The organism is Campylobacter sp. BCW_6467 (assembly GCF_001762855.1).
GTDB classification, from domain to species: domain Bacteria; phylum Campylobacterota; class Campylobacteria; order Campylobacterales; family Campylobacteraceae; genus Campylobacter_D; species Campylobacter_D jejuni.
In genome coordinates this window covers 49,632-67,370 of sequence record NZ_MJXP01000027.1, presented here as the reverse complement: position 1 = coordinate 67,370, position 17,739 = coordinate 49,632, and the positions used below count along the sequence as shown (strand labels likewise).

Genomic DNA, 17,739 nt, shown 5'->3' with positions numbered 1-17,739 from the left:
TTTTTAGATAGGAGTTATTATAATCTTGGAATCAAGTATGATGCTTTATAACTATGGATTAAACACTTTTTTAGTAATTTCTTAAAATCAATTTTGGAATTTTTCATTTTGTCTAAAATGAGTAAGATTATTTTTATAAGTAAAACAATAATTAAAAATTAGTTTATGTTTTATAAATATTAATGTAAATTATGTAGGTTTATTTTATAAAAATTTTTAAAAGCATTTAAATTATTTCTAGTTTATATTTTTGTAAGTAAATTTTAGATATCATCCAAAGTTTATTACATTTTTAAAGAAAGGAATTATTGTGCCTACCATAAATCAATTGGTTAGAAAAGAGCGCAAAAAAGTTTTAGAAAAATCTAAATCTCCAGCGCTTAAAAATTGTCCACAAAGAAGGGGAGTTTGCACTAGGGTTTATACTACAACACCTAAAAAGCCAAACTCAGCGTTAAGAAAAGTTGCCAAAGTAAGACTTACTAGTGGCTTTGAAGTGATCAGTTATATCGGCGGTGAAGGTCATAACTTGCAAGAACACAGCATTGTTTTAGTGCGTGGCGGTAGGGTAAAAGACTTACCAGGGGTTAAATATCACATCGTTCGTGGTGCTCTTGATACAGCAGGTGTTGCAAAAAGAACAGTTTCTCGTTCTAAATATGGTGCTAAACGCCCTAAAGCAGGCGCTGCAAAATAATCATTCATACAGACAAATCCGTTAGATTTGATTTTGTTTGAGTAAAATTTAAAATTTGAAGGAAAAATAATGAGAAGAAGAAAAGCTCCGGTAAGAGAAGTCTTGCCTGATCCGATTTATGGTAATAAAGTAATCACAAAATTTATTAATTCTTTAATGTATGATGGTAAAAAAAGCACAGCTACAACAATTATGTATGGTGCTTTGGAAGCTATTGATAAAAAAGGTGGCGAGAAAAAAGGTATTGATATTTTTAATGATGCGATTGAAAATATCAAGCCTTTATTAGAAGTGAAATCTCGTCGTGTAGGTGGTGCAACCTATCAAGTTCCAGTAGAAGTTCGCCCTGCTAGACAGCAAGCTTTGGCGATTCGTTGGATTATTTCTTTTGCAAGAAAAAGAAGTGAAAGAACTATGATTGATAAACTTGCAGCCGAGCTTTTAGATGCTGCTAATAGCAAAGGTGCTTCATTTAAGAAGAAAGAAGATACTTATAAAATGGCTGAAGCAAATAAAGCATTTGCTCACTATCGTTGGTAAGAAGGAGTGTGTATGTCAAGAAGTACTCCCTTAAAGAAAGTTAGAAATATCGGTATTGCTGCTCACATCGATGCGGGTAAAACGACTACATCTGAAAGAATTCTTTTCTTTACAGGTATGAGTCATAAAATCGGTGAAGTTCATGATGGTGCTGCAACTATGGACTGGATGGAACAAGAGAAAGAGCGTGGGATTACTATCACTTCTGCGGCTACAACTTGTTTTTGGAAAGACCATCAAATCAACCTTATTGACACTCCAGGCCACGTTGATTTTACAATTGAAGTTGAAAGATCTATGCGTGTTCTTGATGGTGCTGTTGCGGTATTTTGTTCAGTGGGTGGGGTGCAACCTCAAAGTGAAACAGTTTGGAGACAAGCAAATAAATACGGTGTTCCAAGAATAGTATTTGTAAACAAAATGGATAGAATCGGTGCAAATTTTTACAATGTAGAAGATCAAATTCGCAACCGTTTAAAAGCTAATCCAGTTCCACTTCAAATTCCAATTGGTGCTGAGGATAATTTTAAAGGCGTAATCGATCTTGTAACTATGAAAGCTTTAGTTTGGGAAGATGATACTAAGCCAACTGATTATGTAGAAAAAGAAATTCCAGCTGAACTTAAAGAAAAGGCAGAAGAATATCGTACAAAAATGATAGAAGCAGTTTCTGAAACTTCAGATGAGTTGATGGAAAAATATTTAGGCGGAGAAGAATTAAGCCTTGAAGAGATTAAAACAGGGATTAAAGCAGGATGTTTAAGTCTTTCTATCGTTCCTATGCTTTGCGGTACAGCGTTTAAAAATAAAGGGGTTCAACCTTTACTTGATGCTGTTGTGGCTTATTTACCAGCTCCTGATGAAGTGGCAAATATCAAGGGTGAATATGAAGATGGCACAGAAGTTTCTGTAAAATCAACCGATGATGGCGAGTTTGCAGGGCTTGCATTTAAAATCATGACAGATCCATTTGTAGGACAACTTACTTTCGTGCGTGTTTATCGCGGTTGTTTAGAAAGCGGTTCTTATGCTTATAACTCAACTAAAGATAAAAAAGAAAGAATTGGTCGTTTGTTAAAAATGCACTCTAACAAAAGAGAAGAGATTAAAGTGCTTTACGCAGGCGAAATTGGTGCTGTTGTAGGACTTAAAGATACTTTAACAGGGGATACTCTTGCAAGTGAAAAAGATAAGGTAATCCTTGAAAGAATGGATTTTCCAGATCCAGTTATTTCTGTTGCAGTTGAGCCAAAAACTAAAGCTGATCAAGAGAAAATGTCTATTGCTTTAAATAAATTAGCACAAGAAGATCCAAGTTTTAGAGTTTCTACAGATGAAGAAAGTGGCCAAACTATCATTTCGGGTATGGGTGAGTTACACCTTGAAATTATCGTTGATAGAATGCTACGTGAATTTAAAGTTGAAGCTGAAGTAGGTCAACCACAAGTTGCTTATCGCGAAACTATTAGAAAAACCGTTGAACAAGAATACAAATATGCTAAACAATCAGGTGGTCGTGGTCAGTATGGACATGTATTCTTACGCCTTGAACCGCTTGAGCCAGGTAGTGGATATGAATTTGTTAATGATATCAAAGGTGGGGTAATTCCAAAAGAATACATTCCTGCGGTTGATAAAGGTGTTCAAGAAGCATTACAAAATGGTGTTTTAGCAGGTTATCCTGTAGAAGATGTTAAAGTAACTGTTTATGATGGAAGTTATCACGAAGTGGATTCATCTGAAATGGCATTTAAACTTGCTGCTTCTATGGGCTTTAAAGAAGGTGCTAGAAAAGCAGGTGCTGTAATCTTAGAGCCTATGATGAAAGTTGAAGTAGAAACTCCTGAAGATTACATGGGTGATGTTATTGGAGATCTTAACAAACGCCGTGGTCAAGTAAATAGCATGGATGAGCGTGGTGGAAATAAAATCATCACAGCATTTTGTCCTTTGGCTGAAATGTTTGGTTATTCTACTGATCTTAGAAGTCAAACTCAAGGTCGTGCGACTTATTCTATGGAATTTGATCATTATGATGAAGTTCCTAAAAATGTTGCGGATGAAATCATCAAAAAAAGAAACGGTTAAATTTTTAGCGGGATTTTTCCCGCTTTCTGTCCTCGTAGCTCAGCAGGATAGAGCGCAAAATTCCTAATTTTGAGGCCGTGAGTTCGAATCTCGCCGTGGACACCATTTTATGAGGTGTTATTATGATAAAAATTGCTTTTTTTATAACTTTTGTAATTTCTTTTTTGACAGCACAAAGCCCAGTAAATTTTAAAGAAGATAATAATATAACAAAAGAACAAAATATATTTAAAGAACAACCTCCAAAACGCATTAAAATTCCAACGCATTAAAATATATGTCAGATTTGATTACGCTAGCACAATTATCACAAGGGTATCGTTACAATAGTGATTCTTTAATTTTAGCTGATTTTATTTTAAAACAAGGAATTAAAGGCGCTGTTTTTGATGTAGGTGCAGGCTGTGGTATCATAGGTATTTTACTTAAAAAAAATATTGCAAATTTAAGTTTATCTTTGATTGATATTCAAAAAGAAAATATAAAATTGATTGAAAAAAATTTAAAATCCAACCAAATACAAGGCGATATTTTTCATGATGATTTCAATCAATTTCAAAGCATAAAAAAATTTGACTTCATAGTTTGCAATCCTCCATTTTATAGACAAGGAGCTTACAAGAGTGAAGATCAGCATAAAGCTATAAGTAAATTTCAGGAATTTTTACCCTTGCATAGCTTTTTAACTAAAGCAAATTCTATGCTTAAGCCAAATGGTACTTTGTATTTTTGCTATGAAGCTTTAGCTTTAGATGAAATTTGTTTTATTTTAAAAGATATGAAAATAAAAATAACAAAGCTTTGCTTTGTACATACACATCAAAATAAAAAAGCAAGACTTGTTTTGATACAGGTAAAAAAAGATTCAAAATCGCCTTGTGAGATTTTACCTCCTTTTTTTGTATATGAAAATGAAATTTTAAGCAAACAAATGCAAGAAATTCACTTAAGATTTAGGTTAAAAAGTTATGATATTTGATAAAAATTTTTCTTATGCTTTTGATGAAAATGCTTGTGAGAAATGCGGTGGAAAGTGTTGCACTGGAGAAAGTGGCAATATTTTTGCGAGCATGGAAGAATTAGAAGCATTAAGAAAGCATTTAAATTTAGAAAACAAAGAATTTGCTGAAAAATACTTGAGAAAAGTGGGCTTTAAAATGAGTTTTAAGGAAGTCGAATTTGAAGATGGCTTTGCTTGCATTTTTTTTGATACTCAAAAAAGAAATTGCAGTATCTACGATTTTCGTCCAAAACAATGCAGAACTTTTCCATTTTGGGAATATTTTAAAACACATCAAAAGGAATTAGAAAAAGAATGTATAGGTATTTGTTATTTGTCTTAGTAGCCTTTTTTTTGGCAGCTTGTGGAAGTTCAAAAATCAATGTTGTTTATCCTGATTATACAAAATATAAAAGCAATGATTTTGATTTAAGGGTTATGAAGGCTTATAATTATGAGTATTATAAACAATACAAAGAAGCCAGAGATGAATTTTTAAGTCTTTATCAAGATTATAATAATGCTAATTTTTTAGAAAATGCATTTTTACTTACTTTGGCAAACAATCTTGACAAGCAAGCAGAGTTAAATAATCTAGCAAAGCCTTATTTAAATCAAAATGACAATCTTAAGCGACTTAGTGCTCTTTATGCTTTAAATTCAAATGATATCAATAATGCTCAAAAACTTATGAAAGAGCTTTTAACAAAAAAGGATAGTGATCCTAGAAATTTAGAGCTTTACGGAGATATTTTGGTTAAAAAAAATGATTTAAAAAATGCCACAAAGTACTATAGATCTGCTTATAATCAAGTGCAAAACGAAGAAATTTTATTTAAACTCATAGGAATTTATGCGATTTTAAATGATACTTTAAATATTAAAAATGTTTTAGAATTTTCAAGAAAAACCAATGGTTGCACTCTCAAAACTTGCGTCTTGCTTGCTAAAATTTATTTTGATGAAAAAAATATCGAAGCTTTAAAAAGTATATATAAAGAGCTTTATCAACTTACCAAAAATAAAAGTTTTGCATTGGCTTTGGTTGAGCTTTTAAATTCTCAAGGCAAAACAGAAGAAGCTTTAAAAATTTCTTTGAAGTATGATTTAGATGATGATATTAAACTTGCTTTGTATCAGAATTTAAAACGCTTTGATGATGCTAAAAAAATGAGTTTAGCTCTTTATCATAAAACAAAAAATAAAGAATATCTTCTACGAGCGGCAGTTTTTGAATTTGAAGCTGCAAATGAAGCTAAAAAAATCACTCCAAAAGTAATTGATTCTGTAAAAGAAAAATTCGAACAGGCTATCGATAAAGATAGCAATGCTTTGTATTTAAACTACTATGGATATTTGCTTATAGATTATGATTTAGATGTTAAAAAAGGTATAGAGCTTGTGAAACTTGCCTTAGAAAAAGATCCACAGAATTTGTATTATTTAGATTCTTTAGCTTGGGGGTATTATAAACTAGGCAATTGTAAGCAAGCATGGGAAATTTTAAAACAAACATTAGATGATAAAGAATTTGCAAATTCTGATGAGAGTAAAGCTCATATAAAAGCGATAAAGGCGTGTGTAAAACCATGATATTGGATAAAATTTTTGAAAAAACAAAAGAAGATTTAAAAGAACGCAAACTAAAACTTCCTTATGATATGTTAGGGCGTTCTTTAGCTTCAAATCCTTTCTTTCCAAAAGATGTGATTAAAGCTTTAAAAAGAGTAGAAAAAGAAGTTAAAATCATAGCAGAAGTAAAAAAAGCAAGTCCTAGCAAGGGAGTCATTAGAGAAGACTTTGATCCTTTGAGTATCGCTTTAAATTATGAGAAGAACAAAGCTGCGGCGATTTCTGTTTTGACTGAGCCACATTTTTTTAAAGGTTCTTTAGAATACTTAAGTCTTATACGCCGTTATACACAAATTCCTTTACTTAGAAAAGATTTTATCTTTGATGAGTATCAAATTTTAGAAGCTTTGGTTTATGGGGCAGATTTTGTATTGTTAATCGCTAAAATGCTAAGCATGAAAGAGCTTAAAAAACTGCTTGAGTTTGCAAGACATTTAGGTCTTGAGGCTTTGGTTGAAATTCATGATAAAGAGGATTTGAGTAAGGCTATTTTTGCTGGAGCGGATATTATCGGTATCAATCATCGTAATTTAGAGGATTTTACTATGGATATGAGTTTGTGCGAAAAACTTATCCCACAAATCCCAAATTCAAAAATCATCATCGCAGAAAGTGGTTTAGAAAATAAAGAATTTTTAGAGCATTTACAAAATTTAGGCGTTGATGCTTTTTTAATCGGCGAATATTTTATGCGTGAGGGAGATGAAGGAAAGGCTTTAAAAGCTTTGCTTTAAGGAGGGAAAATGCAATATTTGTATGCACCATGGCGGAGTGAGTATTTTGAAAAAGAAAAAACTGTTTGTCCATTTTGTGATTGTACTAATAAGATCAAAAGTGATAAAGAATTAGGTGTGATTTTTAGAGCAAAGCATTGTTTTGGAGTGATGAACCGCTATCCTTATTCTGCGGGGCATTTTATGGTGATTCCTTATGTACATGAAGAGCATATAGAAAATTTAAGCGATGAAATTTGGCAAGAAATGAGCCATTTTGTGCGTTTGGGAGTGAAAATTTTAAAAGAGCAAATCCATGCAAATGGGGTCAATATCGGTATGAATTTAAGCAAAGATGCAGGAGCTGGCATAGCTTTTCACTGTCATTATCATCTAGTGCCACGCTGGGCAGGAGATACAAATTTTATCACAACCATAGGAGAAACTAGGGTTTGTGGCACTAATATCGAGCAAGTTTATCAAAAACTTGTTTTGGCTTTTAAAAATGCTCAGTGAAGTTGAATTTACAGAATTTCAAAAAGAAAATTTCTCTCTTTTAATCGATGCAAGAAGCCCTAGAGAATTTTTGCATTCTCATTTGATAGGAGCTTTAAATTTTTATGCACTCAATGATGAAGAATATCAGGAAATAGGAACGATTTATAAGAAAAATCAAGCTTTAGCCAAGGCTAGGGGTGCGAGTTATATTTGTCAAAATACCGCTAAACATATATTAGAAATCACTCAAAATTTTCGCATAGGAGAAAAGGTGGGGATTTATTGTTCTCGTGGGGGTTTGCGTTCAAAATCTATCGCAGTGATTTTAAGTGAGCTTGGTTTTAGAGTGGTGCGTTTAAAAGGTGGCTTTAAAGCTTATAGAACTTTTGTAACGCGTTATTTTGAAAATGAAATAAATTTTGATTTTTTTGCTCTTTGCGGCAATACAGGCTGTGGAAAAACAGAGCTTTTAGAACAACTCCCACAAGCTATAAATTTAGAAAAAATGGCAAATCATTTAGGCTCATCTTTTGGTGATATTTTAGGAAAACAACCTACGCAAAAAGCTTTTGAAGCAGAACTTTTTCACAATATGCAAAATTTAGAAAATTTTGCTTTCATAGAAAGTGAAAGTCGCAAAATAGGGGATATCATCTTACCTTTGAAATTTTATGAAAAAATGCAAAAGGCTTTTAAAATTTATTGTTTTTGTTCTTTGGAAAATCGCGTTAAAAGAATACAAAAAATTTATCAAGAAAAAATGACTCCTTTAAAATTTCAACAATGTGTGCAAAAAATCAGCCCTTATATCAGCTTAAATTTACGCCAAGAATTGCTTCAAAGTTATGAGAAAAAAGAATGGCAAAAGCTTATTGTTATGCTTTTGGAGTATTATGATAAAACTTATAAAAAACCAGACAAGATTGATTTTGAGTTAAATACCGATGATATTTTAAAAGCTCAAGAAGAGCTTTTAGATCATTTTAAAGCGCAATTACTTTTTTAATATTAGATAATTTTATTAAATAATCAAATTTTTTCTTCATCATCTTACAATAATCCTTTTTTATCTTTGTTGTTTTTTAGCTTGGCCCAAATTTGTATTTTAATGCTAGTAAATTTGAATCATAGAGAAGTAAAATATTTTTTAAATCCCTATTTATAGTAATTTAAAATAAAAAAATAAACTTTTATAAAAAAATATATAAAATATTTCTTAAATTTATATTTTTTAAATCATTTTAAATATAATTATCTTGTAATTATATTTTGTAAGAAAGGGTAGGTAAGCGAATGCGGTAAATTCAAGTTTTATTGTATTGTGTACTCTGCTAGTTTTGCTTATGACTCCAGCTTTAGCAATGTTTTATTTGGGTATGGTAAGAAGTAAAAATACATTCAATACCATAATGAATTGCTTTATTGTTTTTAGTGTCATTGCTTTACAATGGGTAGTGCTTGGATTTAGCCTTTCTTTTGGTAAAGATGAAGGACTTTGGCTTGTAGGAAATTTCGAGAATTTTCTCTTAGAGGGTATTAGCGGATACAATGCTTCAGGTGTTCTAAATATTCTTTTTGTGATTTTTTAAATGATGTTTGCACTTATTGCATCTGACATCATAACAGGCTCTTTGGTAGGAAGAATTAAACTGGGTGTTTTGGTGATATTTTTGCTTTTTTGGAGTACTTTATTTTATGATGTGTTAGTGCATATGATTCGGAGTAGCGAGGGGTTTTTGCTTAAAAGAGGAAGTCTTGATTTTACTGGGGATGGTGTTGTGCATATTGGCTCTGGGGTTGCTGGACTTGTAGGAGCTTTGATGGTGGGTGCTGGAAAAAGCGATGATGAGGATAAAAACGCGCATTCTATTCTTATGCTTTCTTAGGTGCGATTTTGCTTTTTATAGGATGGCTGGGTTTTAATGCTGGAAGCGTTGGTGAAATGAATGGTAATACTATCAATGCTTTTATAGTTAAGTATTATATCAGCAGCTTGTGGCTTTTTATCTTAGGTAGTGCTTGAGTGGCTCATCCATGAAAAAACCAACTATTTTAGGTGGACTTAGCGGGCTTGTAGGGATTGCTCCAGCTTGCGGTTATGTAGATATTTATGCTTCTCTTGTTATAGGAGCTTTGTCTTTCTGTATTTTGTTATTTTGGTTTGAGTTTTATTAAATACAAACTCAAATGGGATGATTCTTTAGATACTTTTTCTTTACACGGAATCGGAGGTGTTTGGGGAGGAATTGCTACAGGGCTTTTTGCAAGTGCTAAAGTAAATCCTAATGTGATTGCTTAAAATGCGCTTGGCGAGATTTTTTATCAGTGGAAGTTTAGAGCTTTTAAAAGAGCAAATTCTTGCTATTATGATTTGTATGTTTTTCAGCTCTCATAAGCTTTATTATTTTTAAGATCATTTCTTATTTTGTAGACTTAAGAGCGAAAGAAGAAGTAGAACAAAAAGGCTTAGATGTGAGTTTGCGCGGAGAAAAAGCTTATACTTTGGCTTAGTTAACTAAATTTTTACCAAAAAGTCCTTGTTAATCTTTAAAAAAATGATAGACAAGGGTCTCAAATTCATTCTTGGTTAAGATCAGATAAATATTTTAAAATAAATTCCATAAATTCATCACTATCATTAGGGCAACTTATCAAATCATAATCACATTTTGCTAAATGTTTATACTCCATACCTAGTTCAAAAATCGTTTCAGAACAATCTATACAAAAAGAAATGGGATAAATCAAAGCTTTATCGTTTAAATTTGCCAAAACATCGCTTGTATTTGGTTCAAGCCATTTTACAGGGCCTAGTTTAGACTGATAAGCTAAAATAAATTCATCAAAATGATCTTTTAGTTTTTCTTTTAAAATTTCTACATGATTATTTACATGTTTTTCGTATAAATCACCTTTGTCAATAATGCTTTGTGGTAAAGAATGCGCTGAAAAAATCAAAATTTTGGCATCAAATTTATTTTTTTTAGCCAAAATGTGCGAAATTATCATCTCATTATAAAGTTCATTTTTATAAAAAATATCTATAGTTTTTACTTTTGCTTGAATTTTTTGCTTTGAAATTTCATTTTGCAGAACTTCTAAAGATGAAGTTACTGTGGTGCAAGAATGGTGCGGATAAAGTGGAAAAAGAATGATTTCATCATTTTCATTTAAAGCGTATTTTTGCAAAATTTTTGTGGCAAAAGGAGGCACATAAAGATTTACAAAATCAAATTTAAATTCATCTTGTTTTAAATTAAGCTTGTTGCATAGGCTTTGAGTAAGTTCGTTTAAAGGGGATTTTCCGCCCATTTTTTTATAGTTTTCTTGCATAGCTTTAACGCGAGCCTTTGTTATAATCCATGCTACAAATTTTCTTAAAAATCGATTTTTGATTCCTAAAATATAAGGATCATTAAACATATTTTTTAAAAAAACTTCACAATCTTGTAAATTTGTAGCTCCGCCCATATTTAAAAATAAAACTAATTTCACGTAAACCTTTCTAAAATTTCTTGAACTTTGTAAGCATCGCTTGTGCTAGCTAGATGATTGGGTTGATTATCGATAAGTTTTAACAAAGCTTCATGTTCTGAAAAAAGTGGACTTTGTTGAGTAAGTTCTATAAAATTTCCATCTTTTAATAAAGAAAAGTCATTTAAATTGGCTTCATAAAAATGATTTTTAGTAATAAGATGAATTTTTCTTAGTTTTTGTGCGCTATTCCAACTTTGATGTATACTAGCAATACATTTTTCAAGCTCACATAGAATAATGCTTTCACTTTCTCTTGTTTGATCTTGGGTATATTTTTTAAGCAAATTGGTTTTTGTTATTTCTTGCTTGCTTAAAAAACAAAGCAAATCAAGATCATGTACAGCCAAATCTTGCAAAATCCCTACATCGCTGATTCTTTGCGGGTAGGGTGAAAATCTTTGTGTGTTAATGCTGATAATTTCTTCATTTTCAAGCTCTTTTTTTAGGGCTAAAACCGCAGGATTAAATCTTTCGCAAAAACCTACGCCTACTTTTATGCTGTATTCTTTAGCTAAATTTGAAATTTCGTCTATTTCTTTTAAATTTAGAGCTAAAGGCTTTTCGATTAAAACGCATTTGCATTGTTTAAAAACTTTTTTTGCTATTGCTAAATGTGAATTTGTAGGTGTTGCTATGATGATAATATCATTATTTTGATTTAAAAATTTATTCAAATCATCATAAAAAATATCATCAAAAATATTTAGATTTGGATTTTTGCAAAGATCAAAAAGTGCATTAAGCTTAAAATGAGAATTTTTGCTAAGTTCATTTAAGTGGTTTTGCCCCATTTTTCCAAGGCCTATGATACCTATTTTCATGGAGTTAATCTTTAAAAATATAAATAACTTGTTCTTGTTCTTCTTCGCTTAAAAAAGGTGAAAAAGGCAAAGATAAGATGTGTTTGCTTGCATATTCTGAATTTTTAAGTTCTAAATTTGAAAACTCACTAAAGCAAGGTTGTTTATGCAAAGAGGTTGGATAGTGTATAGCATAAGGTATATTAGCTTTTTCAAATTTTTGCAATACACTAGATCTATCTTCAACTAAAACGCTGTATTGTGCATAAGCGCTAAAAGCATTTGGATCAATTTGCGGAATTTGGCAGTTTTTTAAATTTGCATTATAAGTTTGTGCTAATTTTTGTCTTTTGTCTAATTCTTTTTCTAGGTATTTTAACTTAACATTTAAAATCGCCGCTTGCAAGGTGTCAAGGCGTCCATTTATACCTATAAATTCATGTTTATAACGCTGAGTTTGTCCGTGATTGAGTAAAATTCTTATTTTTTTAGCAATTTCATCATCATGGCAAAAAATAGCCCCACCATCGCCATAAGCTCCCAAAGGTTTTGAAGGAAAAAAGCTTGTGCATGAAATTTTAGCTATAGAGCAGGATTTTTCTCCTTTGAAACTTGCACCAAAACTTTGTGCACCATCTTCGATCAAAGTGATATTTTTATCTTTTAAAATTTCTTCTAAAGCCCTTAAATCACTCATTTGTCCAAACATACTTACTGCTATAACAGCTTTAGTTTTTGGGGTTATTGCTTTTTGCACTGCTTCAAAATCAAGATTGTAATTTGATAAATTTATATCTACAAAAACAGGTTTTGCGCCTGTTAAGGCCACAACTTCAGCTGTTGCTATGAAAGTAAAACTAGGCACTATAACTTCATCATCTTTCCCAATATCTAAGGCTCTTAAGGCAAGATATAAAGCACTGGTTCCACTTGAACAACCTATAGCGTGTTTAACACCTAAAAAATGAGCTAAATTTTGCTCAAATTCGTTAAGCTTTGCACCGCCTATAAAAGAAGAGCTTGATAAAACACTTTCAATTTCAGTATTGATTTCATCTTTGTATGCGAGATATTGGGCTTGAAGATTGATAAAATTCATAAAAAACCTTAGAGAAATAAAATTAAATAAAAATGTTTATTGTATTTTAGTTTTACTTAATTTAAAGTAATTTTGGTATGATATGTTTTTATAAAAATTTCTTTAGGAAAATTCATGGATATTAGAAAAGCTTATTTGGATTTTTTTGCATCAAAAGGACATGAGATAACCCCGTCAAGTCCTTTAGTTCCTGATGATGCAACTTTACTTTTTACTAATGCGGGTATGGTGCCTTTTAAAAGTATATTTACAGGAGAAATTCCACGCCCAAACCCTCCACGCAAAACAAGCTGTCAAACTTGTATAAGAGCAGGTGGAAAACACAATGACTTAGATAATGTAGGATATACCGCACGCCATCATACTTTTTTTGAAATGCTTGGAAATTTTAGCTTTGGAGATTATTTTAAAGAACAAGCCATAGCTTATGCTTGGGAATTTGTAACTGAAGTTTTAAAACTACCTAAAGATAGACTTTATGTAACCGTGCATGAAAACGATGATGAAGCTTTTAATCTATGGCAAAAACACATCCAAAAAGAAAGAATTTACAAATTTGGCGATAAAGATAATTTCTGGCAAATGGGCGATACTGGTCCTTGCGGTCCTTGTAGTGAGATTTTTTATGACCAAGGACAAGAGCATTTTAACTCAAGCGAAGATTATATGGGTGGAGATGGAGATAGATTTTTAGAAATCTGGAATCTTGTTTTTATGCAATACGAAAGAAGCGCTGATGGAGTGCTTAGCTCACTGCCAAAGCCAAGTATTGATACAGGAATGGGGCTTGAAAGGGTAACAGCGATTAAAGAAGGTAAATTTAGTAATTTTGATAGCTCGCTTTTTATGCCAATCATCAATGAAATTTCAAAACTTTGTAATAAAACTTATGTTTATGAAAGTGGAGCAAGTTTTAGAGTAATAGCCGATCATATAAGATCAAGTGTATTTTTACTTGCGCAAGGGGTAAGTTTTGACAAAGAAGGCAGAGGCTATGTTTTGCGTCGTATTTTGCGTCGTGCTTTAAGGCATGGATATTTGCTAGGTTTTAAACAAGCTTTTATGTATAAACTAGTTGATGTTGTATGCGATTTAATGGGTGGACATTATACCTATCTTAATGAGAAAAAAGACTTTATAAAAGAACAAATTCGCCTTGAAGAGGAAAGATTTTTAAGCACTATAGAAAATGGAATTGAAATTTTTAATGAAGAGCTTAAAAACACCAAAGAAATTTTTAGCGGAGAAGTAGCCTTTAAGCTTTATGATACTTATGGTTTTCCGCTTGATTTAACGGCTGATATGCTAAGGGAAAAAAACCTCAAAGTTGATGAAGAAAAATTTGAACTTTTAATGAATGAGCAAAAAGCACGCGCTAAGGCTTCTTGGAAAGGAAGTGGAGATAAAACTGCAAGCGGAGATTTTAAAAACTTGCTTGAAAAATTTGGAGAAAATCATTTCATAGGTTATGAAAAAGCAGAATGCGAAAGTAAAATTTTAGCCCTTTTAGATGAAGATTTTAAAGAAGTTTCTACCCTTAAAGATGCGGGTTGGGTGATGCTTGAAAACACACCTTTTTATGCGACAAGTGGGGGGCAAAGTGCTGATAGTGGGTTTATAGCTAAGTGTGAAGTTTTAGATACGCAAAAGTTTTTTAATCTCAATCTTAGCTTTGTAAAAGCAGGTGAAGAACTAAAAGTTGGCGATACGGTTCATGCAAAAATCGATACAGAAAAAAGAGAGCAAATCGCACGCCACCACTCAGCTACTCATCTTTTGCACCATGCTTTAAGAGAAATTTTAGGTTCTCATGTAAGCCAAGCAGGATCTTTGGTTGAAAGCAATAAACTAAGATTTGATTTTACTCATCATAAAGCTTTAAGCAAAGAAGAGCTAGAAAGCATTGAAAAAAGAGTGAATGAAATGATTATAAACTCAAGTGAAGCTATATTAGAAAATATGCCTTTAGAAGAAGCTAAAAAAAGCGGTGCCATAGCATTGTTTAATGAAAAATATCAAGGCAATGTGCGTGTTTTAACTCTAGGTGAAAGCAAGGAACTTTGCGGAGGAACTCATGTTAAAAATACTGCTCAAATAGGAAGTTTTTACATAGTTAAAGAAAGTGGTGTGAGTGCTGGAGTTAGACGCATTGAAGCTGTGGTTTCTAAAGCGGCTTTAGAATTTGTAAAAAATCAACTTGAAGAACTTTCTAAAGCAAAAAATGAGCTTAAAAATAATGATATTTTAAGCGGGATTAAGAAACTTAAAAATGAAATTTTAAGTTTAAAAAATGAGCTTAAAAACTCAAGCAAAACCGAGCTTGATTCTAAAAATATCCAAGGTGTTGAAATTTGCGTAAAGCGTATAGATAATGGCGATATTAAAGCTATGATTGATGATTTTAAAAACAAATTTGCTAAAGCGGTGATTTTACTTATCCAAGTAAAAGATGAAAAAATCACTTTAGCAGCTGGTGTTAAAGATGCGCCTTTAAAAGCAGGAGCTTTAGTTAAAGAAGCGGCGCAAATTTTAGGTGGAAATGGTGGCGGAAGAGATGATTTTGCTACTGCAGGTGGAAAAGATTTAAACAAAATTGATGAAGCTTTAAAACAAAGCTTAGAAACGATAGAAAAAGCACTTTAATGTTAATTCTTGCTTCAAGTTCCATTTCAAGGGTTAACTTGCTTAAAACCGCAAAGATTGATTTTAGGCAAGTTAGTTTTGATTATGATGAAAATTTAAATAAAAATATTTCACCTTTTTTATATGTTCAAAAAATAGTTCTTGAAAAAGAAAAACAATTTTTAAGTGCTTTAGGCAAAGATTTTCAAAACCAAAATTTACTTTTTGCAGATAGTATAGTTTGTATAGATGAAAAAATTCTTACCAAAGCAAAGGATAAAAAAGAAGCCTATGAAATGCTTGCCTTGCAAAATGGCAAGTATGCAAGTATTTTATCGGCTTTTTTGCTTGTAAAACCTGAAAAAAGAGTTTTTTCTCTTTCAAAAACTACGCTTTATTTTAAAAATTTTGATGAAAATGCTTTAAGAGATTATGTAGAAAATGATCTTTATAAAGGCAAGGCGGGTTGTATTATGTGTGAGGGTTTTCATCAAAATTTCATCACCCAACAAGTAGGAAATCTAAGCACTGCTTTAGGGCTTGATATCCAAACTTTAAAGGCTTATTTATGAAAATATTAAAATATATTTTTTCATTTTTTACTCTTTTGTTTATAGCTGGATTTATTTATGTGGCTTATCTTTTCACAAGTGCTGATACTGAGGGTTATACTTTTAAAGAATACAAACCTCCTCTTACAACACAAATTTACGATAGAAATGGCAAGCTCGTGGCTAATATTTTTGAACAACATCGTTTTTACGCTCCTTATGAAGAGCTTCCTCCACGCCTTATAGAAGCTTTGGTTGCTATAGAAGATACAAGCTTTTTTGAACATAATGGAGTTAATATCGATGCCATTTTTAGAGCTGCTGTAAAAATCATAAAAAGCGGTGGAAAAACCATGGAAGGAGCTTCCACTCTTACCCAGCAATTTATTAAAAATACGGAATTAACCCCTGAAAGAACTATTACGCGTAAAATTCGCGAAGCTTTGCTTGCTTATAAAATGGAAACCATTTTAACTAAAGAGCAAATTTTAGAAAGATATTTAAATTTTATCTTTTTTGGACATGGGTATTATGGAGTAAAAACCGCAGCTTTGGGGTATTTTCATAAAAATTTAAATGAATTAAGCCTTAAAGAGATTGCTATGCTAGTAGGTATGCCAAAAGCACCCAGCAGTTATGATCCTACAAAGCATTTAGATCTTTCCATTTCAAGAGCAAATAATGTTATTTCAAGAATGTATAATCTAGGTTGGATTTCAAAAGCAGATTATGATACGGCCATCAAAGAAATTCCGCAAGTTTATGATGATACGCTTACTCAAAATACTGCTCCTTATGTCGTAGATGAAGTGATTAAACAATTAAGCCCTAATATCAAAGACTTAAAAACAGGTGGATATAAAATCATTTTAAATATAGACTTAGATGTTCAAAATATGGCGCAGAATGCTTTGAAATTTGGTTATGATGAGATAGTAAAACGCGATAAAGATGCAAATTTAAGCACTTTAAACGGAGCCATGGTCGTGGTAAATCATCAAAGTGGTGATGTTTTAGCTTTGGTAGGTGGGGTTGATTATGAAAAAAGTAATTATAACCGTGCTACTCAAAGTATGCGTCAACCTGGAAGCTCTTTTAAACCTTTTGTGTATCAAGTGGCGATTAATTTAGGATATTCGCCTATGAGTGAAATTGCTGATATTTCTAGAATTTTTGAAGGTGGAGCGGGTAATAATGAGGATTGGAAACCTAAAAATGAAGGGGGTAAATTTTTAGGTTTAATTACCTTAAAAGAAGCTTTAACAAGATCAAGAAATTTAGCTACCATTAATCTCGCACTTGATATGGGGCTTGATGTTCTTTACTCTAAACTAATGGAATTTGGATTTAAAGATATACCGCCTAATTTATCAATCGTATTGGGAAGTTTTGGTATTTCTCCTTTGGAGTATTCGAAATTTTATACCATGTTTGGGAACTATGGTATAATTAAAGATCCTCAAATTATCAGACAAGTTCAGGATAAAACCGGTAAAACCATCATGGAATTTAACTCAAATGAGCGTAAAGTCAGCAATGAAGCGCAAAGTTTTCTGGTTTTAGATATGATGAGAAATGTTGTTGAAAAAGGCACAGGGCGTAATGCAAGAGTAAAAGATATAGAAATAGCAGGAAAAACAGGAACAACGAATAAAAGTGTTGATGCTTGGTTTTGTGGACTTACGCCTGAAATAGAAGCAATCATTTGGTATGGAAATGATAACAACAAGCCTATGCGTTATACAGAAGGTGGTGCTAGAACGGCTGCTCCTGTGTTTAGAGAATTTTTAACTCAATATATAGAAAAATTCCCTGATACAACTAGAAAATTTAGCATTCCTAATGGAGTTTATCGTGGAAATTATAAAGGAGAAAGTGCTTATTATACCACCAAATCACCATTACCAAAAGCAAATATGAAATTTAATGAAAGTGAGATTATATTTTGAAAGTAGTTCCTTT

At 31.9% G+C, this 17,739-nt stretch carries 16 protein-coding genes, 1 tRNA gene and 1 pseudogene; 15 read left to right on the top strand and 3 right to left on the bottom strand.

The features are described 5' to 3' along the window. The first annotated feature begins 310 nt into the window (after positions 1-310). From rpsL to AJ888_RS09425, 12 genes and pseudogenes are all read left to right on the top strand, one after another. Complete coding sequence (gene rpsL / locus AJ888_RS04195) at positions 311-697, top strand: 30S ribosomal protein S12 (RefSeq protein ID WP_002782934.1); 387 nt, start codon at positions 311-313, stop codon at positions 695-697. A gap of 69 nt (positions 698-766) precedes the next feature. Continuing rightward, positions 767-1,237: a 30S ribosomal protein S7 gene (rpsG, locus tag AJ888_RS04190; RefSeq protein WP_002779471.1), complete on the top strand. Its 471-nt coding sequence runs from the start codon at positions 767-769 to the stop codon at positions 1,235-1,237. 12 nt (positions 1,238-1,249) lie between these two features. After that, positions 1,250-3,325 carry an elongation factor G gene (gene fusA, locus AJ888_RS04185; RefSeq protein WP_002779472.1) on the top strand — a complete coding sequence of 692 codons (2,076 nt, stop codon included), beginning with the start codon at positions 1,250-1,252 and terminating at the stop codon, positions 3,323-3,325. Between the two features lie 28 nt (positions 3,326-3,353). After that, positions 3,354-3,430: transfer RNA gene (locus tag AJ888_RS04180), tRNA-Arg, on the top strand. 17 nt (positions 3,431-3,447) lie between these two features. Then, entirely contained in the window at positions 3,448-3,597 is a 150-nt protein-coding gene (locus tag AJ888_RS04175; RefSeq protein WP_002857548.1) for a hypothetical protein, read from the top strand. Positions 3,598-3,602: 5 nt separating this feature from the next. Next, positions 3,603-4,304, top strand: coding sequence for a tRNA1(Val) (adenine(37)-N6)-methyltransferase (locus tag AJ888_RS04170; protein ID WP_070296143.1), 702 nt, complete (start codon positions 3,603-3,605; stop codon positions 4,302-4,304). Further along, positions 4,294-4,668 (top strand): YkgJ family cysteine cluster protein, encoded by a 375-nt coding sequence (locus AJ888_RS04165; protein ID WP_002861226.1) that lies wholly within the window; start codon positions 4,294-4,296, stop codon positions 4,666-4,668. The genes AJ888_RS04170 and AJ888_RS04165 overlap by 11 nt, the downstream gene beginning before the upstream one ends. Further along, positions 4,641-5,918: a tetratricopeptide repeat protein gene (locus AJ888_RS04160; protein ID WP_002861227.1), complete on the top strand. Its 1,278-nt coding sequence runs from the start codon at positions 4,641-4,643 to the stop codon at positions 5,916-5,918. The genes AJ888_RS04165 and AJ888_RS04160 overlap by 28 nt, the downstream gene beginning before the upstream one ends. Then, positions 5,915-6,691, top strand: a complete 777-nt coding sequence (gene trpC, locus AJ888_RS04155) for an indole-3-glycerol phosphate synthase TrpC (protein ID WP_002861228.1) — start codon at positions 5,915-5,917, stop codon at positions 6,689-6,691. Before AJ888_RS04160 ends, trpC begins: the two co-directional genes overlap by 4 nt. A 9-nt stretch (positions 6,692-6,700) precedes the next feature. After that, positions 6,701-7,186: an HIT family protein gene (locus AJ888_RS04150; protein ID WP_002861229.1), complete on the top strand. Its 486-nt coding sequence runs from the start codon at positions 6,701-6,703 to the stop codon at positions 7,184-7,186. After that, entirely contained in the window at positions 7,176-8,174 is a 999-nt protein-coding gene (mnmH, locus tag AJ888_RS04145; RefSeq protein WP_002861230.1) for a tRNA 2-selenouridine(34) synthase MnmH, read from the top strand. Before AJ888_RS04150 ends, mnmH begins: the two co-directional genes overlap by 11 nt. A 337-nt stretch (positions 8,175-8,511) precedes the next feature. Beyond that, a pseudogene (locus AJ888_RS09425) lies at positions 8,512-9,679 on the top strand (ammonium transporter). Positions 9,680-9,745: 66 nt separating this feature from the next. On the opposite strand, the gene hemH reads toward AJ888_RS09425, so the two are convergent. The 3 genes from hemH to AJ888_RS04120 are packed head-to-tail and all read right to left on the bottom strand — an operon-like array spanning position 9,746 to position 12,604. Beyond that, positions 9,746-10,663 (bottom strand): ferrochelatase, encoded by a 918-nt coding sequence (gene hemH, locus AJ888_RS04130; protein ID WP_044794210.1) that lies wholly within the window; start codon positions 10,661-10,663, stop codon positions 9,746-9,748. Continuing rightward, the gene (locus AJ888_RS04125) at positions 10,660-11,526 is read right to left on the bottom strand and encodes a Gfo/Idh/MocA family protein (protein WP_044794211.1); all 867 of its coding nucleotides are present in this window, start codon (positions 11,524-11,526) and stop codon (positions 10,660-10,662) included. Before AJ888_RS04125 ends, hemH begins: the two co-directional genes overlap by 4 nt. 4 nt (positions 11,527-11,530) lie before the next feature. Then, on the bottom strand, positions 11,531-12,604 hold the full coding sequence (locus AJ888_RS04120; protein WP_070296142.1) for a DegT/DnrJ/EryC1/StrS family aminotransferase: 1,074 nt from the start codon (positions 12,602-12,604) through the stop codon (positions 11,531-11,533). A gap of 114 nt (positions 12,605-12,718) precedes the next feature. On the opposite strand from AJ888_RS04120, the gene alaS reads away from it, so the two are divergent. Genes alaS through AJ888_RS04105 form a run of 3 tightly spaced genes read left to right on the top strand, consistent with a single transcriptional unit; the run spans position 12,719 to position 17,726 of the window. Beyond that, entirely contained in the window at positions 12,719-15,247 is a 2,529-nt protein-coding gene (alaS, locus tag AJ888_RS04115; RefSeq protein WP_044779939.1) for an alanine--tRNA ligase, read from the top strand. Continuing rightward, entirely contained in the window at positions 15,247-15,798 is a 552-nt protein-coding gene (gene maf / locus AJ888_RS04110) for a septum formation inhibitor Maf (protein WP_044779938.1), read from the top strand. Before alaS ends, maf begins: the two co-directional genes overlap by 1 nt. After that, positions 15,795-17,726, top strand: a complete 1,932-nt coding sequence (locus AJ888_RS04105) for a penicillin-binding protein 1A (protein ID WP_070286222.1) — start codon at positions 15,795-15,797, stop codon at positions 17,724-17,726. Before maf ends, AJ888_RS04105 begins: the two co-directional genes overlap by 4 nt. The last annotated feature ends 13 nt before the right edge of the window (positions 17,727-17,739 follow it).